General features: G+C 43.3%; 25 protein-coding genes. 16 read left to right on the top strand and 9 right to left on the bottom strand.

What is annotated here, in order from left to right:
* Positions 1-712 precede the first annotated feature (712 nt).
* The 3 genes from ACUUHJ_RS25540 to ACUUHJ_RS25530 all read right to left on the bottom strand — a co-directional run bounded on the left by ACUUHJ_RS25540 (position 713) and on the right by ACUUHJ_RS25530 (position 2,955).
* Positions 713-1,405 (bottom strand): hypothetical protein, encoded by a 693-nt coding sequence (locus tag ACUUHJ_RS25540; RefSeq protein WP_472300307.1) that lies wholly within the window; start codon positions 1,403-1,405, stop codon positions 713-715.
* 405 nt (positions 1,406-1,810) lie between these two features.
* Positions 1,811-2,128, bottom strand: a complete 318-nt coding sequence (locus ACUUHJ_RS25535) for a hypothetical protein (protein ID WP_472300306.1) — start codon at positions 2,126-2,128, stop codon at positions 1,811-1,813.
* Positions 2,129-2,508: 380 nt separating this feature from the next.
* A complete protein-coding gene (locus ACUUHJ_RS25530; protein WP_472300305.1) occupies positions 2,509-2,955 on the bottom strand; it encodes a hypothetical protein in 447 nt (148 codons plus the stop codon).
* Positions 2,956-3,122: 167 nt separating this feature from the next.
* Between ACUUHJ_RS25530 and ACUUHJ_RS25525 the strand changes: the two genes are divergently transcribed.
* A complete protein-coding gene (locus tag ACUUHJ_RS25525; protein ID WP_472300304.1) occupies positions 3,123-3,320 on the top strand; it encodes a hypothetical protein in 198 nt (65 codons plus the stop codon).
* A gap of 63 nt (positions 3,321-3,383) precedes the next feature.
* Here the strand turns inward: ACUUHJ_RS25525 and ACUUHJ_RS25520 are convergent, their stop codons facing one another.
* Positions 3,384-3,830, bottom strand: a complete 447-nt coding sequence (locus ACUUHJ_RS25520; RefSeq protein WP_015892972.1) for a hypothetical protein — start codon at positions 3,828-3,830, stop codon at positions 3,384-3,386.
* 508 nt (positions 3,831-4,338) lie between these two features.
* Complete coding sequence (locus ACUUHJ_RS25515; protein ID WP_472300303.1) at positions 4,339-4,785, bottom strand: hypothetical protein; 447 nt, start codon at positions 4,783-4,785, stop codon at positions 4,339-4,341.
* Positions 4,786-5,543: 758 nt separating this feature from the next.
* Between ACUUHJ_RS25515 and ACUUHJ_RS25510 the strand changes: the two genes are divergently transcribed.
* Positions 5,544-6,239 carry a hypothetical protein gene (locus ACUUHJ_RS25510; protein ID WP_472300302.1) on the top strand — a complete coding sequence of 232 codons (696 nt, stop codon included), beginning with the start codon at positions 5,544-5,546 and terminating at the stop codon, positions 6,237-6,239.
* A gap of 254 nt (positions 6,240-6,493) precedes the next feature.
* Here the strand turns inward: ACUUHJ_RS25510 and ACUUHJ_RS25505 are convergent, their stop codons facing one another.
* Positions 6,494-7,345, bottom strand: coding sequence for a discoidin domain-containing protein (locus ACUUHJ_RS25505; RefSeq protein ID WP_472300300.1), 852 nt, complete (start codon positions 7,343-7,345; stop codon positions 6,494-6,496).
* A gap of 357 nt (positions 7,346-7,702) precedes the next feature.
* Between ACUUHJ_RS25505 and ACUUHJ_RS25500 the strand changes: the two genes are divergently transcribed.
* On the top strand, positions 7,703-9,439 hold the full coding sequence (locus ACUUHJ_RS25500; RefSeq protein ID WP_472300299.1) for an FG-GAP-like repeat-containing protein: 1,737 nt from the start codon (positions 7,703-7,705) through the stop codon (positions 9,437-9,439).
* Positions 9,440-9,503: 64 nt separating this feature from the next.
* On the opposite strand, the gene ACUUHJ_RS25495 is transcribed toward ACUUHJ_RS25500, so the two are convergent.
* Positions 9,504-11,321 carry an APC family permease gene (locus ACUUHJ_RS25495; RefSeq protein ID WP_472300298.1) on the bottom strand — a complete coding sequence of 606 codons (1,818 nt, stop codon included), beginning with the start codon at positions 11,319-11,321 and terminating at the stop codon, positions 9,504-9,506.
* 177 nt (positions 11,322-11,498) lie between these two features.
* Between ACUUHJ_RS25495 and ACUUHJ_RS25490 the strand changes: the two genes are divergently transcribed.
* The 4 genes from ACUUHJ_RS25490 (at position 11,499) to ACUUHJ_RS25475 (ending at position 14,406) form a co-directional block, all read left to right on the top strand.
* Positions 11,499-12,092, top strand: a complete 594-nt coding sequence (locus ACUUHJ_RS25490) for a YdeI/OmpD-associated family protein (protein ID WP_064201415.1) — start codon at positions 11,499-11,501, stop codon at positions 12,090-12,092.
* 151 nt (positions 12,093-12,243) lie between these two features.
* On the top strand, positions 12,244-12,819 hold the full coding sequence (locus tag ACUUHJ_RS25485) for a sigma-70 family RNA polymerase sigma factor (RefSeq protein ID WP_289674368.1): 576 nt from the start codon (positions 12,244-12,246) through the stop codon (positions 12,817-12,819).
* A complete protein-coding gene (locus tag ACUUHJ_RS25480) occupies positions 12,809-13,879 on the top strand; it encodes a hypothetical protein (protein WP_472300296.1) in 1,071 nt (356 codons plus the stop codon). The genes ACUUHJ_RS25485 and ACUUHJ_RS25480 overlap by 11 nt, the downstream gene beginning before the upstream one ends.
* A gap of 158 nt (positions 13,880-14,037) precedes the next feature.
* Complete coding sequence (locus ACUUHJ_RS25475) at positions 14,038-14,406, top strand: hypothetical protein (protein ID WP_472300295.1); 369 nt, start codon at positions 14,038-14,040, stop codon at positions 14,404-14,406.
* Between the two features lie 69 nt (positions 14,407-14,475).
* Here ACUUHJ_RS25475 and hcp read toward each other — a convergent pair whose 3' ends face one another.
* Positions 14,476-15,771 (bottom strand): hydroxylamine reductase, encoded by a 1,296-nt coding sequence (hcp, locus tag ACUUHJ_RS25470; protein ID WP_472300293.1) that lies wholly within the window; start codon positions 15,769-15,771, stop codon positions 14,476-14,478.
* 145 nt (positions 15,772-15,916) lie between these two features.
* Here hcp and ACUUHJ_RS25465 point away from each other — a divergent pair, with 145 nt between their 5' ends.
* Positions 15,917-17,416 carry a nitrate/nitrite transporter gene (locus ACUUHJ_RS25465; RefSeq protein WP_472300292.1) on the top strand — a complete coding sequence of 500 codons (1,500 nt, stop codon included), beginning with the start codon at positions 15,917-15,919 and terminating at the stop codon, positions 17,414-17,416.
* 83 nt (positions 17,417-17,499) lie between these two features.
* Here ACUUHJ_RS25465 and ACUUHJ_RS25460 read toward each other — a convergent pair whose 3' ends face one another.
* Positions 17,500-18,207 (bottom strand): Crp/Fnr family transcriptional regulator, encoded by a 708-nt coding sequence (locus ACUUHJ_RS25460; RefSeq protein WP_472300291.1) that lies wholly within the window; start codon positions 18,205-18,207, stop codon positions 17,500-17,502.
* A 186-nt stretch (positions 18,208-18,393) separates the two neighbouring features.
* On the opposite strand from ACUUHJ_RS25460, the gene ACUUHJ_RS25455 reads away from it, so the two are divergent.
* From ACUUHJ_RS25455 to ACUUHJ_RS25420, 8 genes are all read left to right on the top strand, one after another.
* Positions 18,394-19,434, top strand: coding sequence for a hypothetical protein (locus ACUUHJ_RS25455; RefSeq protein WP_173605162.1), 1,041 nt, complete (start codon positions 18,394-18,396; stop codon positions 19,432-19,434).
* Positions 19,421-21,595: a molybdopterin oxidoreductase family protein gene (locus ACUUHJ_RS25450; RefSeq protein ID WP_472300290.1), complete on the top strand. Its 2,175-nt coding sequence runs from the start codon at positions 19,421-19,423 to the stop codon at positions 21,593-21,595. The genes ACUUHJ_RS25455 and ACUUHJ_RS25450 overlap by 14 nt, the downstream gene beginning before the upstream one ends.
* Complete coding sequence (locus ACUUHJ_RS25445; RefSeq protein WP_088909171.1) at positions 21,588-22,157, top strand: 4Fe-4S dicluster domain-containing protein; 570 nt, start codon at positions 21,588-21,590, stop codon at positions 22,155-22,157. The genes ACUUHJ_RS25450 and ACUUHJ_RS25445 overlap by 8 nt, the downstream gene beginning before the upstream one ends.
* Before the next feature lie 16 nt (positions 22,158-22,173).
* On the top strand, positions 22,174-22,707 hold the full coding sequence (locus ACUUHJ_RS25440; protein WP_472300289.1) for a Rieske 2Fe-2S domain-containing protein: 534 nt from the start codon (positions 22,174-22,176) through the stop codon (positions 22,705-22,707).
* Positions 22,691-22,894 carry a hypothetical protein gene (locus tag ACUUHJ_RS25435; RefSeq protein ID WP_048034491.1) on the top strand — a complete coding sequence of 68 codons (204 nt, stop codon included), beginning with the start codon at positions 22,691-22,693 and terminating at the stop codon, positions 22,892-22,894. The genes ACUUHJ_RS25440 and ACUUHJ_RS25435 overlap by 17 nt, the downstream gene beginning before the upstream one ends.
* A gap of 28 nt (positions 22,895-22,922) precedes the next feature.
* A complete protein-coding gene (locus ACUUHJ_RS25430) occupies positions 22,923-23,237 on the top strand; it encodes a hypothetical protein (RefSeq protein ID WP_472300287.1) in 315 nt (104 codons plus the stop codon).
* A gap of 61 nt (positions 23,238-23,298) precedes the next feature.
* Positions 23,299-23,811, top strand: a complete 513-nt coding sequence (locus tag ACUUHJ_RS25425; RefSeq protein WP_472300285.1) for a hemerythrin domain-containing protein — start codon at positions 23,299-23,301, stop codon at positions 23,809-23,811.
* A 164-nt stretch (positions 23,812-23,975) separates the two neighbouring features.
* Positions 23,976-24,260 (top strand): DUF4183 domain-containing protein, encoded by a 285-nt coding sequence (locus tag ACUUHJ_RS25420; RefSeq protein WP_289674356.1) that lies wholly within the window; start codon positions 23,976-23,978, stop codon positions 24,258-24,260.
* Positions 24,261-24,366 lie beyond the last annotated feature (106 nt).

Raw genomic sequence — 24,366 nt, 5'->3', positions numbered from 1 at the left:
TCTGTACGACGCCAAACAGAAGGCGAACGGGAGCACATAGTATGTAGCGAGGATTACAGCAGCAAAAACCCGTCAGGCGAAATGTCTAGGCGGGTTCTCTACTTTATTTGCTATATTCTATATTAAAGTTGTCATAAAAATGAAACCACTATACAATTGGTGATAAATCCCATTTGATACGGAAAAAATCATGCTTAAAGAATGTTTTTATTCAAACGAAAGAGCCATAAAGGAGGGGAAGTATGCCAGCTTTTCTTAATTGGTTACTATTCATTGTGTACTAATTGGAAGTGGCATTCAACTATTTCTTAATTTGCTTATGGGCGCAGATATTCCGGTAGTACTAGATGAAGGGGAGTTTATTCGGTTTATAAAGTATTCTGGCGTATTGTTTTCACTATTTGTGGTTTTCTTATCGTTACAACGAAAAATCTCTATACTGATCATCAATACTTTTGTTCAAATCATTATATTTGGTTGGTGGTCAACTAGCCTAGAATCGTCATTAGAAATGGAAACAAGAGTAGACGAGTTAATTTATAGTAGCCTAACGGGATTGGGCAGTTCGATGCTAATCATTACTTATTCCCTTGTTCTTTTTGTTAAATTACTGAAGGAAACCGGGAAAATCAAACTATAATGCCTTTAATACTTAAACTACTCGACTTATTTGGCTTAGGACATTCTTCATATAATAAGCACGTACATAAGTTTACTTTGTATCGACCGATTTCATGTCGATCATCTCTAAAATTTCATCATAAGTCATTTTTTTAATCACATTGTAGTCAAGTGCCCTAAGTATAAATTCACGACGTAATCTCTCTTGTTCATTTTTAGGTTCAGGAAGATTTTCACCAGTAGCTATAGTGTTAAAACGAGGATTAAAAGTTTCCATATTGTCGTCTGCATGAAGTTCTACCCAAATCTCTTTCGATGAGCCGTCATTTAGTGTGAGAAGGTAACATGCTTTTACGAGATAACCGTCATTATCGGGGGTTCTTTCAGCCATAATATTCTTTATATGTACTTCCTTTGCGGGAAGAATGCCTTTTTTCTGCATATCCAAGTAAGTTGCGAGTTCTTTATGGGTTGTAGATAATTCTTTTTTTATTCGTTCTTTTTCGTCAGGACGTAAATTCCAAGTGAGATAAAAGTATGTATTCCACAGATCCTCTTCATTCTTTTGTGTAAATAAATGATGCCATTCAATTGTTAGTATTTCCGTCATTCGACTTAAGGTAGTGTCGTGGTTCTCTAATCGATCAAGAATTTCTAGCTTTTTATTATAGTCGACCAATTGAGGCTGGGGACTTGCTTGCATGGATAACGCATTTTTACTAGTAGTACATCCAGCTATTGTAACTACGGAAAGCAACAAGAATACTTTTAACGTTTTGTACAAGTAAATTACCACCTTTTTCTTAGTCTAGCTCTCGCAATATCAGCCGTTGTCAGTACGGGGAACGGAACTACTTACGCATAGGCATAAATCCATATGACGATTTTAATTGGCAGTAGAGGAAAAGAAATTGTGGTATCTGGTAATACAGGTACAGATACTACTGGACCTCATTTACATCGATACAAATAATAAAGGGAAGTATAACGGGAAGTATATTACCTATTCAAATATCGATAGACCCTAAATACTTCTTGCCTCGCTACTTTGATAGCCCGACCTTTGCGCCACATGGAGAGCATCAAACGGAAGATGAATTATTACGTAAATTTGACAGTGAAGAATACTTTTTTGAAGACACCTTATAAAGTATGTAGGGGAAATGGAAAAGAAGCGGGAAACCGCCTCTTAATTTGTATCAAATGAAATAATTTTGCATGCTGCTTTTCTACCAGGACCCCCAACAGCTTCACCATATGTATCTGCTACGATTCTGGAGTATACAGTTTGCATAATTACTTTCTTGTGTTCAAGTTCAAGATGTGGCCAGTTTTCCTTTTTGCTCTTTGCAAATGTAATGACATCTTGTTTTGACAATTTAGGTATCATTTTGTCCATAGATGATTCTGCCATGAGTTGTGCCCTGATAGTCTCTTCACGTTCATTTTCTTCATGCATGTGGAGTTTGAGGTCATCTAGGCAAATTACATCATTAGCAAAAGCCATCTGCCATTTTTGCCATGAACCATCTAAATCGATATGGTGCCAGCAAAAGGGCAGCAAGGACTCTGAAATTGGGGGAAGGGAACCGGTTTACTTCTCAAATAGGTGGCAAGGAATGGGCGTTCTAGTGGAGGAAGCTGAAAAGCAAGGGATTTACCTTGAATACGAGCATTTTCAGAAAGGCTGATACCTTGGCCGAGTTTGGAAATACTGCGAAGAATCTGAGGGCTGGGTGAGCATGCCAAAGGACAGTGCGATAAAGCCACCTGTCACCGAAACTGTGCCTCACGCGGTAAGTTTGGCATTCCTGAAGCACAAAGGGATCACTATTTAACAAAAGAGAAATTGATTCTGGTGAAAGCCTCTTTCAAAAAAGTTTAGGTTTATAGTGTAGTGACTGAAATAGTCCCAGAAGTTCGGCCACGCTGTTTGCTTTTATAACGAATGAAATATTCGCCAGCAGGTAGTGGTTTACTAGTTGTGAAGCTAAAAGAGCCATTTCCTTGGATGTTTGAAGCGCCATGGGAGGTTGTAGTACCATCCGGGAGGTATGTAACAATTGAATAGTACATGTAAGCTGTTTTCGTACTATGGTTCTGTGTCACATTAACTGTAACATAGCCAGGTGTAGTTACATTGAAGGTTGCAGAATTCCCACTCGGATCATTTGATCCAAGGTTTGAGTAATCTGCTACTTGTTTGGTTGAAGCTGGTACAACCGTATTAGAAGTTTGTTGAGAACTTGCGGCTTCTGCCCCTGTTGGAATAATAAAAGATGCAGTGAGTAATGCGAGCAAAGCTGCTTGAGCAAACTTTTTCACATCTGTCATCTCCTAGTTTTCGGATTACACTAAATGTTACATGTATATACAAAATTTAACAACATTTTTCTGCAAGAAATACCTTATTTAATAGTTAAAACATGAATAAACTGACCCAACAATTGTTTGTTGCAGATACTCTGTAGTTCAACTTAACTTACTATTTCAAGTGGAGAGTGGACAAGAAAGTTGCGGAGACGTTAGGGTGGGAACCTTATCTCGATGAAGATTTCACTGACTGGGCCACAGACGGTAATGGAAGGGTGCCGAAGTTCTTCACGTCAGGGGAAGGAATGTTAAGACTAATCGAGGAAGCGCGGAAACAAGGCATTTTGATCGACATTGATACCATGAATGAACTTTTAAAACGTTGAAATGCACCAATATAGGAAAAAAAGAGGCCTTCTGGTGAAAGCCTCTTTCAAAAAAGTTTAGGTTTATGGTGTAGTGACTGAAATAGTCCCAGAAGTTCGGCCACGTTGTTTGCTGTTATAACGGATGTAATACTCGCCAGCAGGTAGTGGTTTACTACTTGTGAAGCTAAAAGAGCCATTTCCTTCGATGTTTGAAGCGCCATAGGAGGTTGTAGTACCATCCGGGAGGTCTGTAACAATTGCATAGTACATGTAAGCTGTTTCCGTACCATGGTTCTGTGTCACATTAACTGTAACATAGCCAGGTGTAGTTACATTGAAGGTTGCAGACTTCTTAGTCGGATCATTTGATCCAAGGTTTGAGTAATCTGCTACTTGTTTGGTTGAAGCAGGTGCAACCGTATTAGAAGTTTGTTGAGAACTTGCGGCTTCTGCTCCTGTTGGAATAATAAAAGATGCAGTGAGTAATGCGAGCAAAGCTGCTTGAGCAAACTTTTTCAAATCTATCATCTCCTAGTTTTTGGATTCAATAAAATGTTACATATATATACAAAATTTAACAATATTTTTTTGCGAAATACCATATTTAATAGTTAAAGCATAAATAAACTAACCCAACTATTTGGTTCTCCAACAAAGATAAACAAAAGCGAAACAAATTAGTTCAAAAAATTAAGAACCCGTCCCTATTTTAAGAAGACCCGGTTTAGACGATTTATAATCACTCAATGGTTACACAAGTATATGTACGGTGATCCCTGGTAAGAGCAGAGGTTTTCTTGGGATGATTAGAATTGAAAAGGCAGATCATTTCCGCCTCTTCATGCGTTTTAAAAGTCTTAAATTCACAAGCTACTCGTCTTATTCCATTTACGACTCGTCATATGAGTCTATGACAAATAATAGCCGCCCAATCAAACAGATAAATGTAATGAAAAATCCGCCCAGAAATCTGAGCGGATTCAGGCTGTCGAGAAAAACACAGTCAGGGGTGCTTTTTTATGATTTCGTGGACTTATCAATAGGTGAAATACCCCAATATATTTATTGGGAAAGATGAATTATTTATATACTTCACTGTGTATGTTCCAGGCTGAAGGCAAAAGTTTTTCTCATACGTGCCCATCCCAGTAATCCCGTCAAAGGAATAGATTTGCCCATTGTTCCCTAGCAGATTCACCGATGTGTTTAAAAAACCACTATTTTGGGAATTTGCTGGAACTTGATTGACATTTAGCTTCCCGCACACAGTTGAATTGAGATTCACCTGAAAAGGGGCATCCTTCCAATAGCTGTTGGCTTCCAAACCATTATGCCAAAAATTAAATAAATAATTTTGATTTGCCTGAACTTTATTTGGCTGGTTAACCTTGCTTACTTCATTTGATGCCGCTTGAGTTGAACTAGCTAGTGTAAATACCATCATTACTGCCATCATACCTTTTACAAACCTTTTCTTAAACATCGTACCACTCCTTAGATTAGTTAGGGTTTTCCTTACACTTCCATAAATCTAACCTGTTCACTTTTTGTCTATTAATTTCATCACATCCTCCCTTTCCCTTTATTTGAAAAAAGCATTGGCAATAAGTCGTAGAGGTCGAGACAAGCATGCTTTTATATATTAATACGGATGTATTGGAAAAAAGTTACAAATCATTGTGGAAATTTAAAGATATGTAGAAACGTTGTCCAGTTCGATCCAAGTTTCATAACTGGACGAAGAGTAGAATGCTACGCTCTCCCGTATTCGTCGATTTTATTTTAGTTGTCTAGAAAATAACCCGTCCCTGTTTTACGGAGACGGGCAAATACCAGAGTCAGTTTGGTCAGCTTGGAGGAAAAATTCATTCCCAAAAATCGAGGATGGTTTTTGCACTATGTTCTCGTAAGCAAAAAGGAGAACGTACGTGCATAGCTGTTACTGAGGATCATAAAAGTAGACACCCCATTAGGCTTCGTGTCTTTGCGCGTTGTTTTTGTTTTTACAGTGGGATCACAGCACGTATCTAAAAATGAATAGTATTTTTTGTTTGATAGGAAGGGAAAGGGAATTATTATGTAATTATGGAATTTAAGAGGAGGTAAGAGAATACCCGGTTTTACAATTCCAACAGCAAGTTATGTCAAGGACATTGATTCCTATATCACTTGCTTCAGTTTCAGATGAGAATCTACTAGGTACTGTTACTGAAGCTATAGAAGACTATGAAGAAAAGGCATTTGCAGCAAGGAAAGTTGAGCCTTACTGATCCTACGAGATTAGACGAAAATAATTTATCCTGGAAGAACCAAGAGAAAGCAGGTGGAGTTATGAAAAAATTGATTGCTGTTTCTGTTGCTACAATTGCTTTGCTAGTGGGAGGAGCATTTTCTTATAAAGAATTAAACACTACTGAAAAAGATTATCGAGTTGCTATGAATCAGGCCGATTTTATTTTGTTTGAAAATATCGAAGAGGTTGAAAAGTACTCCGGCTATATAGTGCAAGCTGAATTTACTGGAAAGAGATCCTTAAAAGAATGGAATCTTGGCGAAGGTGATGTAAAAACTGCTTCAGAGTCCGAAGTAAAAATACAGAAGGTTCACAAGGGAAGTCTTAAAGAAGGAGATACAATCTCTGTATATGAGCCTGCTTATTTCGAGGGGGATGTTTTTGATACAGTGGAAGGCTATAATCTCATGAATGAAGAAGGGACCTACGTATTATTCTTGAGAGATACAGGTGATAAAGAGGGATATGCAATTATTGGAATGTATCAAGGTAAATACGATATCAGTGCAGGGATGCAGAATACAAAGGCTAAAAAAGCACAACCAACTGATACTTACCGTAGTTTAGAGGAAAGTGAATATTTTGGTGAAAATGTTGAGCAGTTTAATAAATTGAAGAAAGAAGTTTTAGAGAAATATAATTAACCATTAGCTAAATTGTTGCCTCCGAACGATTCGCGGGCTTTTTTGTAACGGAAGATGATTTCTCGCGACGACAAAAAATAAGCATAAGGACCGTTGTTACTATGTGGATAAGCGTGCAGGCGATTTCATAAAGATCATCAACTAGAGCGGCATTCTTCGATCACCAGTATTTGTCGACTTTACTCTTTCAGCATAGATCAGCGTCTTCAAAAATTTGAGGCACCTTCCTGTTAGATAGGAGGTGCCTCGCCGTGTTATTTGGTATATTCCATGACTTCAAAGGATTGAATCTTGCTGAATGCCACATAGTCTTTGCGTGAAGTAAATGGCCCCTTGTTAAAGTTCTTATCGAACATATATGTTTCTTTGCCATGTCCGTCTGCACGGCCATTATACCAGTTGATGAAGTCCTTTACTTCGGATGCAGTTAAATCAAATTCTTTCTCAAGTCCACTGATCATTTTAATAACAAGAAGTGCATTGTCCCCAGTTGGTTCTGGATCAGTACCGGGATCAGTACCCGGATCGGTGCCTGGATCAGTGCCAGAATTGTTCTTTTCAAACATCTCCAGTTCAGCAATAATACTTGCGTTACCTTGGGCAAATACAGATGCCGTAATATTTAGGCGATACTTAATATAGGAGTTATCGTTACTAAAAGAGAATTCTTGCCTTTTTGATGGGATAGTATACCAGTTTCTTATGTTTACTTGCTTATCGAGTTGAACCCATTCTGTACCATCCCAGCCATCAAAAGTCCAATTTGCTGGTGCAGTATTCTCATTCCAATAGGTAATGGAATATTTCTCGATTTTTTTTGGAGTTGGAAACTCATATTCTAGAGCTCCAGGAAGAACGGTGGCATACCAGCCTGTATTGGGATTATGGTCAAAGGCTTTCCATGGATAAAAAGCATCCCAAAGTTTGGAGGAAGAAAAAGCATGACCTGAAGGTGTAGTTTCCCCAGTCATAACTGGAATTACGTTATCTGTATACTCATTATCTGCCGCTTGTACGAAACTATTACCAGAAAAAATAATGCCTAACATGAAAACCAGTGCTAAAACATTTCGAGTACCTTTCCATCTTCTCTTTACAAAATTCATAAAAACCTCCTTGAACTGTTAAATATGGATAATTCCACATAGAAATATATTACAGTTCGTTAAATTGAGCAAAACAGTAAAAGGAATAAATTCAAATCAAAGGAATAATCAGTTAAAAAGTTCAATATATATTCAAAGAAATAGCAAACCCGTTCCTGTTTTAAGGAGACGGGTTTGCTTGGGATTGACCATACAAGAAGAGCAGATTCACATCCACACCTAAACAGCCATATCATAATCAAAGACATTTGCAGCGTATACACCACATGCATTTTTTAACCTGTATTTATGTTTGGAGTGAAGCATTTCAATGAGAGAATAGCTGCCTGTATTCCTGTAAGAAAGGGTGAATCCAATTTGGCCTGCCCATTTTTTCAGACCGCTGTCGAATATGATACGGGGGGGACATCTCCATCCAGCATTACATCTGCTGACTTTAATGGAGACGGTTTAATAGACCTGGCTGTAGTGGATATTGGGTCCAACGATGTTTCCATTCTTCTTAACAATGGGTCCGGCGTGTTTTCCGTATTCCAAACGATACCCTTCAATACTTTGTTCCCTGGGTCTTTATTAGGGCAAATTGCAGCAGCAGATTTTAATGGAGATGGCCACATTGATTTGGCTGTAACGGATCAAACTCCCAATGACCGCGTTTTTATCCTATTGAATAACGGGGATGGCACCTTTGCTGCACCTGTAGCTTATAGTACAGGTGTGTTTCCTGCTGTTTCGCAATCTTTTGCTATTGCTACAGGGGACTTTGATGGTATAAACGGTGTGGACTTAGCTATAGCAAATGTAGGCCAAATTACAGGAACTAGCTTCATTACTGTCTTGTTGAATAATGGATCAGGTGTATTTACCATGGCGCCAGGAAGTCCTTTTGCCACTACTCCTGGTTTGGCCCCTTTTGATATTGTAGCGGCCGACTTTAATGGAGATGGCAAGCTTGATCTGGCCACTGCCAATCGGGACACGAATGATATAACGATATTTATCGGGAATGGGGACGGTACGTTCCAGACTCCTGGAGTGAGTTTCTCTGTACTTCCAGGGGGATCATCCCCACTTAGCCTTGTAGCAGCTGACTTAAATGGTGATGGGTCTATCGATATTGCTGTCGCTAATATTGCTACGAGTAATGTAACCGTCTTTCTAAACAATGGGTTCGGTTCTTTTACAGAAGCAGCAGGAAGTCCCTTTTCCTTGGGCACTGATGCCTTTCCTTTTGATATAACGGCGGCGGACTTTAATTGTGATGGAGCCATTGATTTGGCTACCCCAAATGCAGGTTCTGATAACGTTTCTGTACTTATAAACAACGGGTCAGGAGGGTTCTCGACTCCCTTTCAGTTTCCTACAGGAGCAGGTCCTTTCAGCATTACAGTAGCTGATTTTAACGGAGACGGAAGAGTTGACATTGCTACTGCAAACGAGGATTCGAGCAATGTTTCTGTTTTGCTAAATGGCTGCGTGCAGCCACCAACCTGCCCTCCTGACATGGTTGTACCCTGCCCTATCGTAAACTATCCAACACCTGTTGCCACCTGCCCTGGAGTCACTGTTACCTGTTCTCCGCCTTCTGGCTCCCTTTTCCCAGTGGGAGATACTGTTGTCACCTGTACGGCACAAGATATATTTGGGAATACGGAAGTATGTTCATTTACCATCACGGTTATTGACGAGCCTCCAACCATCACTTGCCCTGAGGATATCACAATCCCTGTTTTACCTGGGCAAACTTCCGCTACGGTTACCTATGAAGTCACTGCCACTGATACTTGTGGGGTAACCTCAATTACTTGTCATGGGATGACACGTTCCTTCTCCCCTCCTGCCCCCATTGCAGTTGCAACTTTTACCATGGACTTTCCTGTAGGGATGACGATGCTCACCTGCACAGCCAGGGATCAGTCAGGAAATACGGCCTCTTGCAGCTTTGTGGTTACCGTCACCTTTGGAGTCCCCAACAGTATTCAGCCGGAAATCATTCGCGTAAAAAAAGTGTATGATTGGGTTGTCCTTCAATCTAATTTTAGGCTCATACTGGATTTGAATCATAGTCGTGATGATCAAGGTAATCAAAAATGATGGAACCCGTCTCCTTACAAAGAGACGGGTTTTCTTCGTAGTTTATGGCTTACTGGATACTGCTTCATTTCTTTAACCGGTATGGAACCGTAGCAATTTTTACATCTTGGCGGGCGAATAAATACGCGCGGATTAATAAACTCGTTTGGTTATGAAGTAAGTTATGCCACCAGCGCTTGGTAATAAACTGTGGAATCATGACAGTAACATGGTCTGTTTCTGCCTTTTTCCATTCAACCGTATCAATAAACTTAAACAAAGGTCTTATTATACTGCGATAATGGGAACGCAGGACAATCAAGCGTATTCCCGGATTCCAGAGATCCCATTTTTCTTCCATTTTTTTCATGTCTTCATCACTGAACCCGACGTAGACCGCGACAATGTCGTCTGACAAGGATTGCGCATAACTAATAGTATTTTTCACTACCTGCGAGATCCCAGCCACAGGAATAACGATGACACTCCCTTTGGGTTCGGGCTTTTCTGTTTCTATATCGAGTCGTAACTCATTTGCCAAATCTCTATAATGCTGATTTATCTTCCTAAAGATGAAAATGACGATGGGAAGGAACACAAAAATTGGCCATACCTGCGTGATTTTTGTAAGGAAAAAGATCAGGCAAATGGTAAGGGTCGTTAGCATTCCTAACGTATTAATAACAAAAGGTGTGAACCACCCTCGGGGCTTTTTGGAAATCCAGCGTTTCATCATTCCTGCTTGTGACAAGGTGAACGGTATAAAAACACCGAGCGCATACAAAGGGATTAAGTTTTCCGTTTCACCTTTAAACGCGATCACTAATAGGGCAGAAAGAACAGCCAAGAAAATAATCCCGTTTGAAAACCCAAGACGATCTCCTCGAACCATGAACATGTTTGGCATAAATCTGTCCTTGGCAAACATAAAGGCGAGTAAAGGAAAGGCTGCAAAAGCAGTATTAGCCGCCAGGAATAAAATAAGCGCTGTAACAGCTTGTATCGAGTAATACATGATTCCTCGTCCAAAAACAGTAGAAGCGATTTGAGATACCACCGTTTCCTTAGGATTCGGTGAAATACCATACAAATAGGCCAACAGGCTAATGCCCATGAACATAACTCCGAGGATAAGTCCCATCATGATAAGAGTCAATGCTGCATTTTTGGGTGCGGGGTCCCTGAAGTTGGGAATGGCATTGGATACGGCTTCTACTCCTGTTAATGCGGAACACCCTGAACTAAATGCTCTCAATAGAAGAAATAAGGTTATACCTGGAACAACTGCCCCATATTCTGGGGGATGAGTTTGAACATTCCCCACCAGCCATTGATATCCGCCGCCAATAATTAGGACGAGCATCGCGACAACAAACAAATAAACAGGATACATTAAAATCGTTGCCGATTCTGTGATTCCACGTAAATTTAATACCGTCACGATGGCAATCATGAACAGTGCAATCAGAACGCGATGCTCATGTAGGACTGGAAATGCCGAAGTAATAGCGTCTGTAGAAGCAGACGTACTAACAGCGACCGTTAACATGTAGTCCACGAGCAAAGAGCCGCCTGCAACCAGTCCTGTAGTCGTTCCTAAATTGTCCTTGGCGACAATGTATGCTCCACCGCCTGTTGTATAAGCAAAGATGGTCTGGCGATAAGACAAAATGAGGATGGTTAAAAGACAGACAACCGCAATGGAGATGGGGAGAGAGTACCACATCGCTACTGCTCCCAAAGAAATTAACACGAGAAGAATCTGTTCTGTTCCGTAAGCGACAGAAGACAGAGCATCAGATGAAAGTACAGCCAAAGCCTTTACTTTATTTAACTTTTCTTCGGCAAGCTCACTTGATTTCATAGGTCTACCGAGTAAAAATCGCTTGAATTCTGAGATCATATGTAGTCTCCTTATCTGACATTTCTCGTTAGTTTTCCCTCTACCACCTGAAAATTAGTCAAATGATAAAGGCCATTAAAAGAAGGAACCTGAATAGCTGATGATCGAATAATACAAATACCATAATGTCAAAACTAAAAATTGACATGACACCAACGAGATGAGGGGTGTTCCTTAATGACGACAAGTAAAACGAATCCTAAGGTTGATGAATTTTTAGGCAAGGCGAAAAAGTGGAAGGCAGAATACGAGAAGTTGAGAAGGATTGTTCTGGACTGTGAGTTGACCGAAGACTTCAAGTGGATGCATCCCTGTTACACGTTTGAGAAAAAAAACATCGTTTTAATACATGGATTTAAAGAATATTGTGCACTACTGTTTCAAAAAGGTGCTTTGTTAAAAGATCCAAATGGGATTCTCATTCAACAAACGGAGAATGTACAGGCTGCCCGCCAAATCCGGTTCACCAGTGTGGAAGAAATCATGGAAATGGAATCTATTTTGAAGGCCTATATTCAGGAAGCCATTGAAGTTGAAAAAGCCGGTTTGGAAGTGGACTTTAAAAAGCATGAAGAATATGCCATTCCTGAAGAATTTCAAAATAAATTGGATGAAATCCCTGCCTTGAAAACTGCCTTTGAAGCATTGACTCCGGGACGGCAAAGAGCTTACCTGCTCCATTTTTCAGCACCCAAACAAGCCAAAACGCGAGAGTCAAGGGTGGAAAAATGTATGCAGCAAATTCTCGAGGGAAAGGGATTAAATGATTAATGGAAAGAAAAGAGGCGGAAACTACCGCCTCTTTTTCGTGCTTCGCCATAGGGCTCGTTACACTTTGTAAAAAAATACGAAGAAAACCGAACCTTTTTTCGATCGAGAGACAATATAGGGTGTAAGCTGCTTACTCAGGAGGGCCCTCTGAATGGAAAATGAAGAGATGTACCAATTACTTATAAAAATGAAAGAGGGTGATCAACAGGCATTTCATGCGATGTATGATGCCACCTTTCAGGACGTATACCGGACCGTCTCCTTTCTGGTCGATCATAAGCAGGATCGGGAAGATGTCATGAATGAAATCTATATGCAAATGTGGACCTCACTTCCTAATTACGATACGAACCGTCCTTTCCAGTTTTGGCTGCATGGCCTGGTAATCCGTCAAGTGCAGAGATTTCGGGTCAAGAGCTGGAGGAGATTCCGCATTTTTGAACGAATTCGTGCCTTCTCCCATGAAGAGTCTTATTGGGATGAACATACTGCGTTGATGGATGGTACAAACCAAATGATATCCCAGTCCATACGAAAACTGACCGACAAACAGCGGACAGTGATTATCTTTCGCTTTTATCACGACTATACTCTTGAGGAAATCGCGACTTTGCTTGATATTCCGCTGGGTACAGTCAAGTCCAGATATCATGCCGGCCTCCAGGCGCTTCGAAAAAACATAGGGAATCTCCCCGTGGAAAGGATGGAAAAGATCAATGACTATTGAACGCAAAATCCGTGAACATCTGCACGAAGAGGCAGAAACAATAGAGTGCCCGCCGGCCATTTCCAAACGAATCGAACAATCTTATTCTCACTATTTGCAACGAAAAAGGAGCGAAATAACGATGAAAAAACGATTAATTGGTGGAATGGTTGCTGCTGCGATTTTGATTCCAACCGCAGCATTTGCGGCCCCTGTTGTGATTGACATGCTTACTCGATCACCAATAACTTCTGAACAAGTCAAGCTGGATGAGGCTGGAAAAGCAACACTTGAGAAGCTGTATCGTGCCATTCCTGAAACAAAATCATTTGAGATTATCAATGCAAGCTACCTTGGCGACCCCAATGATTCAACCAAAAAGGTTCAACTAAGCATCGTCTTGCAGGAAAAAGGGGGGACTGGCAAAAAGATTACCCTCCATACAAACGGCAATACGGATGAGATTCAAGACCTGACGCAAGAGAATTGGGAGCCGAAGGAGAAGCCGCTCATTACGTTACCCGATCAGGAAATCAAGGGGAAGGTAGATCAGCTCATTGATAAATTGTATGGCAACATCAAAGATTACGAGGTTGCCATGGAGCAAATGGACAATCCAGATCAAAAAACATTTATCTTGAATTACACCAAGAAGGGATCAGAAGGATTTGAAGGAGGGGGTTACCAAGTATTTGTTCAGGGTAATTCAATTAGTCTTTCTCCGGTAGCTCCTGAACCAAACACGGAAGTAGAAGGCTATTTCTCATTAAATGGTAAGCCGGATTATACTGCTGATAACTTCTTAAACGATGAAAAACTGTTTGCTTTACTAAAAATGAGCCCGACAGAGTTAAAAGAAGAACTAGCAAAAGGAAAAACTGTTGTGGAGATTGCAGCAGCGAAAAATATCCCGAAACAACAAGTAATGGATGTGATTACAAAAACACAGGCAGAAGGACAGCTTCAAGATGGGAAAAATAAAGTAACAATCAGCGATGAGTTACTGAAACAAATGATGAAAGCAGTTGAACCAAAAGTCGTTTGGGTAATTGAACACAAAACGGAAACGGAATGGAAATAGTCTATTGGGAATGGATTGGAAGAAGGGGCGGGAAACCGTCTCTTTTTGCGTCAAAAATAAAGTTGTGCGTCCGCCTACGGGAAGATTCATGATGGCGACGTATACTGTATCGTACATTTTGACTTCAAGCTCAAGTCAATCGAAAGGAGAGGTCGACCGTGGCAATTGGACAGATGACTCGGGTCAGCTTGCCGTACCCCTCTACATGGGAAATTCAAGCGAGCTTCGGTGGAAGACCAACCACGTTAGGCACATTGGTGTTATCCAATGTCTCGAATGGCAGGGTCAGCGGTACCGTTAATTTCCGTGGTACTCCGATTCCCATACAAGGAAGTTGGGATGAGAGATCCAGGCAAATCACGATTGAATCACCTTATGCCAATTTTGTTGGCACCTTTGCTTACAAAGACGAGCCAACCCTTGGGCTGCGACATTATGTATTACGAGGAACGGTTCGAATGAAGCCCCCATCTGTGCGGGCAGGAGAAGTGGGAACATGGACGGCCGCTACGCATTTGCCGCTGTAAGGAAATAGGAGGCACCTTCCTGTTAGAAGAAGGTGCCTCCTTTTGTGATGTGCGGTTACAGGTGACAGCCTATTGAGTGATTCCAAGCATTTGCTTCATATCTTCTTGAGCATCACCAATCAACTGAATATGGAACAAGTCTTGTAATACTTGCAGAACACCGGGCTGAATGAACTCAGGCAATTTTGGGCCAATCCGTATATCTTGTATCCCCAGGCTAAACAGACCGAGCAGGATGGCAACCGCTTTTTGTTCAAACCAGGAAAGAACGATACTTACCGGCAGCTCGTTCACTTCACACTCGAAGGCATCGGCTAATGCAGCCGCAATCGTAATGGTAGAAACCGAGTTATTGCACTGTCCCAAATCGATATATCTTGGGATGTCGGTACCTGGCACGGTGCCGAAATCTACATCGTTAAAACGGAATTTCCCGCAGGAGGTCGTAAGAATGACTGCTTCTGGCGGTAAGGACGTAGCCAATTCACGGTAATACTCGCCACCCTTGCCAGGGGCGTCACAACCAGCGATGACGAAGAAGCGTTTGATCTTTCCTTCCTTGACTGCCTGAATAATTTCAGGGGCGATGCCCAGGACCGTTTTATGATGATAGCCAGTCGTCAATGTCAGTTCCGATTCGATGGAAACCTCAGGAAGAGACAATGCTTTTTCAATGAGCGGCGCAAAATCGTTTTCTTCGATTTTCGTTACATTTTCCAAACCGGTTATATCATACGAAAAGAAACGATCGGCGTAGCTGCCTCGAATAGGCATCACACAGTTTGTTGTAGCCAGGATAGCGCCGGGAAATTTCTCAAACAACTGGCGTTGATCGTACCATGCTTTCCCGATGTTCCCTTTCAAATGAGGATATTTCTTCAGTGCGGGATAGCCATGTGCAGGCAGCATTTCGGAATGCGTATATACATTGATCCCTTTGCCTTCTGTCTGTTTTAACAGCTCTTCGAGAGCAAACAGATTGTGTCCCGTAACAGCGATGCATTTTCCTTCTATTTTATTTTGCGAGACAGTGATTGGCTGTGGCACTCCGAAATGATCCGTATGAGCCCGATCCAAAAGCTCCATGACTTTTATCGCGGCCTTCCCTACTTTCATAGCCATTTGCAAATGTTCATCCAAGTTGAAATTCACATTCGTCAATGTAAAATAAAGAGCTTCCTGTGTAATCCCGTCCACTTCAGGATCGATATATCCCAGTTGTCGAGCATGTGTGGCATATGCTGCAATTCCTTTTAAAGCAAAAATAATGGTATCCTGAATACTCGCAAGATCTTCATTCTTTCCGCAAACACCGATGACCTTACAACCACCTGATGGAGTCTGTTCACATTGATAACAAAACATGTATAATCCACTCCTTCGATTCAAGATTTCGCTTTGATTATAAGCGGATTGCCGGGAAGGAGCTGTGATTAAAATCACAACGAAACCAAACTTTGCCTCTTATCATAGTGGATGAAGAAGATTTCCCAAGTGAGGGGTGTTGTTTATGGTACGAAAATGGCAGTTGCCATTACAGACGTTGAGTCTTACGGTCGGTTTCATGGTATGGGTCATTCTGTCATCGCTCATGCCTTTTATCAAAGAAACCGTACCCATGAGTGCAAGCGAAGTGGCGTGGGTGACAGCGATTCCTGTTCTTCTTGGATCGCTGCTGAGAATCCCAGTTGGATATTGGAGTAACCGATTTGGCGCGAGACTATTATTTAGCATCAGCTTTCTCTTGCTGCTGGCTCCTGTCTTCTATATTAGTCAGGCGACCACGTATACCGATTTGTTAATCGGCGGGCTATTTATAGGGATAGGCGGAGCGGTGTTTTCCGTTGGTGTCACGTCTCTACCTAAATACTATCCGAAAGAGAAGCATGGTTCTGTAAACGGAATCTACGGTATGGGGAATATTGGTACAGCGATCACCACTTTTGCAGCGCCAGTTCTGGCTAAATCGTTTGGATGGGCAACCACTGTACAGATGTTTATGCTATTGCTTGTGGGATTCGCAGTGCTTACCTTCTTTATGGGGGATAAAAATGAACCTAAGGTAGTCACTCCTCTTGGTCAGCAGATAAAGAGTGTCTACAAAAACGAAAAGCTATGGTTAATCAGCTTGTTCTACTTTATTACGTTTGGGTGCTTCGTCGCTTTCACCGTGTATCTCCCGAATTTTTTAGTGAGCCATTTCCAACTGGATAAAGTAGATGCAGGTATGAGAACGGCAGGGTTCATTCTTTTGGCGACACTTGCGAGACCATTGGGGGGCTGGCTTGGAGATAAGTGGAACCCCTTCAAGGCATTGATGATTGTGTTTACCGGGCTCGCCTTGTCTGGTCTTGTCTTATCGTTTTCGCCATCGATTTTGATGTATACAGTAGGGTGCTTGTTGGTAGCGGTATGTGCCGGAATCGGTAACGGTGCTGTGTTCAAGTTGGTGCCGATGTATTTCTCGCGACAAGCGGGGATTGTGAACGGGATCGTATCTGCCATGGGGGGATTAGGAGGATTTTTCCCGCCGTTGATTTTAACGCTGCTGTTTAATCTGACCGGGCATTACGCGATTGGTTTCATGGCGTTATCTCAGTTTGCGCTGGTAAGCTTGGTCTTGGTAATGTGGATGTTTTATCAAGAGAAGCTACAACTTGCCGCCACCATTATGGAAAAGACGGGAGAGGCGATACTGATTACCGATACACGTGGAGTCATTAAAAGTGCGAACCACGCTTTTACGAAAGTGACCGGTTATGAGATGAATGAAGTGATTGGCAAGTCCCCTAATATTTTGAAATCAGGCAGGCAGAATGCCGATTTCTATCAAAAGATGTGGGACTCGATCAAGAAGAATGGCTATTGGCAAGGAGAGATCTGGAATCGCCGGAAGAATGGGGATCAGTATCTGCAATGGTTAACGATTAGCGCGATTCTGGACGATGCAGGTGACGTCGAGTACTATGCTGGCATGTTCAGCGAGCTCGCGGAGCAAAGACATGGATAAAGCAGCTTGAATCACTGATGAAAAAAAGTCTTGGACGGACAAGTCCAGGACTTTTTTTTTGCAGGAAAGGATGTAGACTTTGCTCACATTTGACAAATATCAGGTGGGCAATCATCACAATAAATCGCTTCTTTTAAATAGGCAAGGTCCTTAATCAAGATATGCCCGTGGGGAAGCAGATCGATGGAATCCTGTTTTTTTAGATCGGAAAGCATCCGGTTGACACTTTCTCGTGTCAGACCAATGAATTGTGCCAAATCACGATTGGTAAGGGAAAGGTCGATGAGGATTCCGTCGGGGTGTGGCTTGCCGTACGTGTTACTCATGCGGATGAGCGTTGAATACAAGGCGCCGATTTTGCCATTGAGTAGCAAATCGCGAAATTTGGACTGCATCCGCCTATTCATCAATCCCATCCAACGCAGGAAGTCTACGCAAAATTGGCCGTTTTTGATGAGCATTTTTTCCAACCCTTGTCGCGGGATGATCCATACCTCACCCTCCATCAACATGGTCCCTGTGGAGGTATACGTCAGTTCCTGTTCGAAGAGCCCGGAAACGCCAACTAGCTCTCCTGCACCAAATACTTGCAGTGTTAATTCTTTTCCATCGTTCGTGTTTTTTGTGAGCTTGATTTGGCCCGACGAAATTAAGAATAGCTGATCGGCACTTTCACCATCCAAAAAAAGAACGGCTCCGGGAACGAAATTTTTCCGAGCAGAAAACGTCTCAAGGCTATTCACAAAATCGGAAGAAATCTGCGCGACAAACGTTGTACCATTTCCGGTCATGTGGGTCCCCCTTACAACAAGGATACATAGGTAACTCATTATATCATCATAAATTGATAGTTTGGGAAGAGGAAATCGTCCTGTATGTGGCAGGGGTGTGAGATAAATCACAACCTGGGTTTCGAGCCATTGCTACAATGGTCTCGAGCGAAAGGAAAAAATGAGCAGCAGCAGGGAGGGTGTTGTATGAACTATCTATTTGCTTCCAAGGTGGCGAAGCGTGCTTTTATCATCATTGCTTGCTTGTTCGTCCTAAGTTACGTGGGAACACGTTTTTTCACGCATATTGATTTGGCGCTTTACGGCTATATGGTGGGGACCCTTGTCTTTATCGGAGGTTTCCTTTATCGATTTTCTGCGTGGGCAGATCGCCCGCCAACGAATGTCATTTTGAAAAAGGGGCTACGCCTTCTCTTTCGTAAAAGCACGGCGAATACAGCAGTGGATCATCTGGCCATCTATCGCTTTATTTGGAATCGGGGATGGTACCGCTGGACACAGCACATTTTGCTGGGATGGGGATGCATCCTGGCCGCGTTTGTCACCTTTCCGTTAGTGTTTGGCTGGATGTACTTCACGATGACGGACAATGGCTACTATCAGGTCGTGTTCATGGGTGTGGATGTTCTGACCGTACAAGCGGATGGCTGGATTGCGTTTCTCTTTTACAACGCGTTGAACATTACTGCTTTTATGGTCATCGGTGGAGCAGTCATGGCATTGTATCGCAGATTAAAGAACATGCAGGCACGGGCTGAACAATCCTTTGTCTACGACTTTTTGCCTTTATACCTGCTGCTGTTTATTAGCGTGACAGGCTTGATGTTAACCGCAAGCAACATGTTCTTAGGGGGCTTTGGGCACCCGGTCATATCAGTCACTCATCAATTTGCAGTGATTGTAACATTGATTTATCTGCCATTCGGAAAACTGGCTCACATACCATTCCGTCCCATGAGTGTGTTTGCACGCAATTATCGCGAGCACTATGGCGAGCAGGAAATGAAAAAGTGCAAAGTGTGCAGCAGCGAGTTTGTTTCTGCGGAACAGTCCGCAGATGTAATCAACGTGCTGGGTAAAAACGAAATGGCTTTTCAAATGGAAGAAGGATTCCACTTGGCTGAACTTTGCTTGCCGTGCCGCAGAAAATACCGGATGTTCCGCTTCACAGGAGTTCCTACGCACGAGATCAATGCCAGGGAGGCAAATCAACATGCCAAAGGATAAATTTTTTAAGGTAATTGAAAACAAGATACATCCGAATGAGAAATTGGTCAGCACGCACTGCAGCTACTGCGGTATGCAATGCGGGATGAACCTGCGTGTAGATACAACGACGAACAAGATTATTGGAGTGGAGCCACGATACGATTTCCCTGTTAATCTGGGGAAGATGTGCCCAAAAGGGGTGACGGCTTATCAGCAGGTGAATCATCCGGATCGGATACAGCGGCCGTTGATTCGAACAGATGCTTCATTAAAAGGCACGGCGGAAGGTTTTCGGGAAGCGTCATGGGAAGAAGCGCTTGACTTGATCGTTTCCAAGTTCAAGGAGTTGCAGCACAACTATGGGAAAGATACCTTGTCTGTTTACTCTGGCGTTTCCATGACGAACGAAAAATGCTACCTCACGGGTAAGTTTGCGCGGGTCGCCTTGCAAACTCGCTATATCGACTACAATGGCCGCTTCTGCATGTCCTCCGCCGCGGCAGGATTGAATAGAAGCTTGGGGATTGACCGCGGTTCTACCATTCCCTGGACGGACATTCACCAAACAGACTGCTTGTTTTTGGCCGGATCAAACGCGGCCGAGTGTCACCCAACCAGCATGTTCCGTATTTGGGAAGTGCAAAATCGAGGCGGCTATCTGATCGTAGCCGATCCAAGGGAAACACCTTTGGCACGTCGAGCTGATATCCACCTGGATCTGCGGCCCGGTACAGATTTGGCGTTGGCAAACGGAATCGTTCATCTCCTGATCGAGAATGGGCATATAGATGAAGACTTTATTCGAAATCATACGAATGGTTTTGAAGAAACAAAAGAAGTAGTTGCTACCTTCACACCGGAGTATGTCAGCGAAATAACAGGGGTTTCGGTGGAGAAGATTGTGCGGGCTGCCGACATTTTTGGGAGGGCACCCGATGCGATTGTGATGTTTTGCCGTGGTGTGGAACAGCAGGCGAAAGGAACGGATAACGTATCGGCCTATACGAACATGTCACTCGTCACAGGCAAGATTGGCCGCCCAAAATCAGGGGTAGCAACCCTTACTGGTCAAGGAAACGGTCAAGGGGGGCGGGAACACGGGCAAAAAGCCGATCAATTGCCTGGCTACCGCAAGCTCGACAATCCTGAACATGTGCGTGAAATAGCGTGTGCATGGGGCATTCCCGCGGAAGAGATGCCGCCGAAAGGTGTCTCAGCCTATGAGATGTTCCAGCTCATGAAGGATAAAACGATTCGCAGCTTATACTTACTCTGCTCCAATCCGGTTGTAAGTGCGCCAAATCTAAACCATGTTCGGGAGTCCCTGAAAAGTCTGGATTTTATGGTTTGCTGCGACTTTTACTTGTCCGAGTCAGCTGAATACGCCGATGTTGTTCTTCCCGTTACGACTTGGGCAGAGGACGATGGAACCACAACCAATCTCGAAGGACGCATCATTCGTCACCGTCAGGCACAGGAATGGTTTGCCGAATCTAAGCCTGACTGGTGGATTCAGATCGAAATCGCCAAAAGAATGGGGCGCGGACAATTCTTTACTCACTTGAAGTCTCCTCAGGATATTTTTAATGAAATACGTCAGGTCTCCAAAGGCGGAGTAGCTGACTACTACGGCGTCACCTACGAGAAAATTGATCAAAACAATGGTGTTTTCTGGCCGTGCCGCGAGGAAGGCGACGAGGGACAGCCCCATTTATTCCTGGATAAAAAATTTTATCACCCGGATGGCAAAGCCAAAATATGTGCGCTGCCTTACCGTCCGCCAGCGGAGGAGCCGGATGAAGAATATCCTTTGCGGTTAACGACGGGACGAGTTGTGTTTCACTATTTGTCCGGGAACCAGACAAGACGAATCCCGTTTTTGAAGGACATGTATCCTGATCCGCTGCTAGAGGTTCACCCAAAAACAGCGACACGTTACGGTATTGAACACGATGAGTTGGTCACTCTGAAAACGAGAAGAGGAGAGGCGCAGTACCGCGTGAAAGTGATCGAGGCGATTCGAGAGGATACGGTGTTTGTTCCGTACCATTGGGGAAAAGCGCAGTCTATCAATCTGCTGACCAACCCGGCATTGGACCCATATAGCAAAATGCCAGAGTTTAAAGCGTGCGCCGCGAAAATCATCAAGCACAAACATGGAGGAGTTCGCCATGGGTAAACAAGTCTTATACATCGAAATGGATAATTGCATTGGTTGTCGAAGCTGCTTGGCGGCGTGTACACAGTGTGGAGGTCACGACAACCGAAACCGAAACTACGTACTGGATGTCGACCCGTTTATCAGCAGACAAACGATTCCGCTCATGTGCTTCCATTGCGTTAATCCTGCTTGTGCCCGCAGCTGTCCTGCTCAGGCGATTCAAATCGCAGATAATGGGGCCGTATTGTCAGCCTTGGTAGAGAAATGCATCGGTTGCCAAAATTGTACGATTGCCTGCCCCTATGGGATTCCCAAATTTGATGAAGAACAGAATCTCATGTACAAGTGCGATCTATGCTACGACCGTACGAAAGAGGGAATCCCGCCGATGTGCGCTTCGGTTTGCCCGACAAACACCTTGCAGTGGATTGAGGAAGCAGAGCTGGAAGAAAAACGGGCACAGATTCCTTTGGCCAATGGCAAATGGACTGCCAGCCACGACCCGGATGTGCTGGAAGGCGAAACCAATGTGAAAATTAGCCTGCCTGGCATTCTGCAGGGCAAACAGAAGCTATTCTAGAGGGGAGATATACCTTATGGAGAACGAGAAAACCCGCCCCATTCCGTTGAAGGATGACAATTACACGCATAACATCAATCGTTCCAATGAGCGTAGTCTGGATCGACGGAGTTTTATGAAAACAATGGTAGGAGCGGCCGGTTTTTTCGCGGCATCTACTCTGCCATGGGGAGCATTAGCTGCCAAGGAGCTGATGAGTTCATCCAGCAAGTCGTATCCCACACAAAAAATCGCGAATCTCAGCGATATAAAACCCGGAGATGCGATTGAATTTGCTTATCCAGGAGAGCATGACAGCGCGTTGTTCGTTTATGTGAAGGAAAAGGAATACAAGGCGTATCAAAATGCATGTACCCATCTACGTTGTCCGGTATTTTGGGACCGGGATGAGAAAGAGCTGCTATGTCCTTGCCATCATGGGAAATTTGATATCGCCACAGGTAATCCGCTCGCTGGTCCCCCAAGAAGACCACTTCCGGAAATTTTGCTGCAAGAGAAAGATGGAGCCGTATACGCTGTAGGGGTGAAGAAATATGAAGAGCAGCTATAGAGGTGTCATCCTATTAGCATTGATCTTGTTCGCCAGCATTGTTTGCACGCAGTACACAGTCAACATGTATTTTGCACAGCGATATATGGAGGTGCTCTTGCTCAGCGGTGCAACGGTAGTGTTGTTCCCACTGGCATGGATGGTATTGAGAAAAGACCAGCGAGATCGAAGAGAACAAGGGAAATAATCTGGGAAAGGGAGTGTGATCAGTTGCCATGAATCCTAGTAAGCAAACGATTGCCGAGCTTCATCAGGAGCTGCCTGCCTTGGTGGATAAAAAAATGGGGATACTCATTCAAGATTTAGCGGATAATGCCGAACCACACAGTCCGGCTCTCTTGGAAAGGCAGCTGGCAAAATGGGAGATCACGGAGGATGAGGAGCATCTGCGACTCTATTTTAATCCTTGCCAGTTTGTTGCGATTCCCATCCAGAATGGACCGGTTTCTTTTTCGCAAGAGGATGACTGTATTCGCATGGTTGCTAGGGACAATCGGGGACAGCTAGCGTATCGCATTTTCTTTTGGTAACTAACTCCCACTAGTAGATGGAGGGATTGTAATGGGACCACCGCCTATAGGATGTATGGGGATGATGCAGGAGTTTGAAGGGAGAAGGAAGCTGTGTCCAGCCCTGGAAAAACTGAAAGACGAGCATCTAGCATTAGCTGAGCAGATGAATGAGCTCGTACATCTGGCAAATAACCTGAAAGCTACTGCCAAACCTACGAAACGAAAAAAAGGCTTAACAGAGCTCTATGAGCTGGCGTCCTCATTTCGAGCGGAACTGGAGAAACACTCCAGACGCGAGGAGGAAGACCTGTATCCCCTGATGGCTAACTATATCGAACGGGAGATGGGACCGATTGCTGTCATGGAGGAAGAGCATGATCTTATTCATGAAAGCCTGATGTCGTTCATGCGAATCGTAGAAAAGGAAAAGTGTGAACCAGTTGAAATAGAAGCGGTCCACACTCATTTGTTGAAGTCAATAGAAATCCTCATGGAACATTTCTTTAAAGAAGAGAGTGTGCTCTTCCCGATGGCAGAATACGTATTGAGTGACGCGGAAAAAGAGCAGTTGCGAGTACTGTTTCAAGCTTAGAAATCATGTAACCCTCCTACTGGTAAAAGTGGGAGGGTGGTTTCGTTTTCCAATTATATTCTTTTAAGGGGAAATGTGCTTGTTTCTACTGTCATTTGTCGGTTTCATTCAGATGAAACCAATCATTTACTAGTAGGGATTAATTAGAGGAGGAGGTGTTCAATGTGCCGATTGTTAAACCGTATCTAACCTCATTGAGATTTACGTCCACCATGGGTGCTGGAACTGGTACTGGTGCAGCGTTTGCCATTGCGGCAACTGCATTTACCACTGACGCTGGCGCTGCTGCGACAGCATTTCCTAGTACGTTTGCTTTTTATAATCTCTACGTCAATGGGGTCATTCAGCCAGGCAGTACTTCCACAATCACAACAACAGCGATCACGATTCCAGGTGGAGATGCCGAAAACGGTGGTACACCCGTAGTTGTAGAGTTTGTCGTTAACTAAGAGGAATAGGATGGTGGCCCCAGGTGGATGGAATGTGCCTGGGGTTCACTATATGTGTAAATCGGAGTGAACGGTCGAAGCACTTCGAGAAAGGACGAGTGATTTC

Source organism: Brevibacillus schisleri (genome assembly GCF_055685845.1).
Note: the sequence above shows the minus strand (reverse complement) of the source record. Positions and strands in the feature narration are given on the sequence as shown.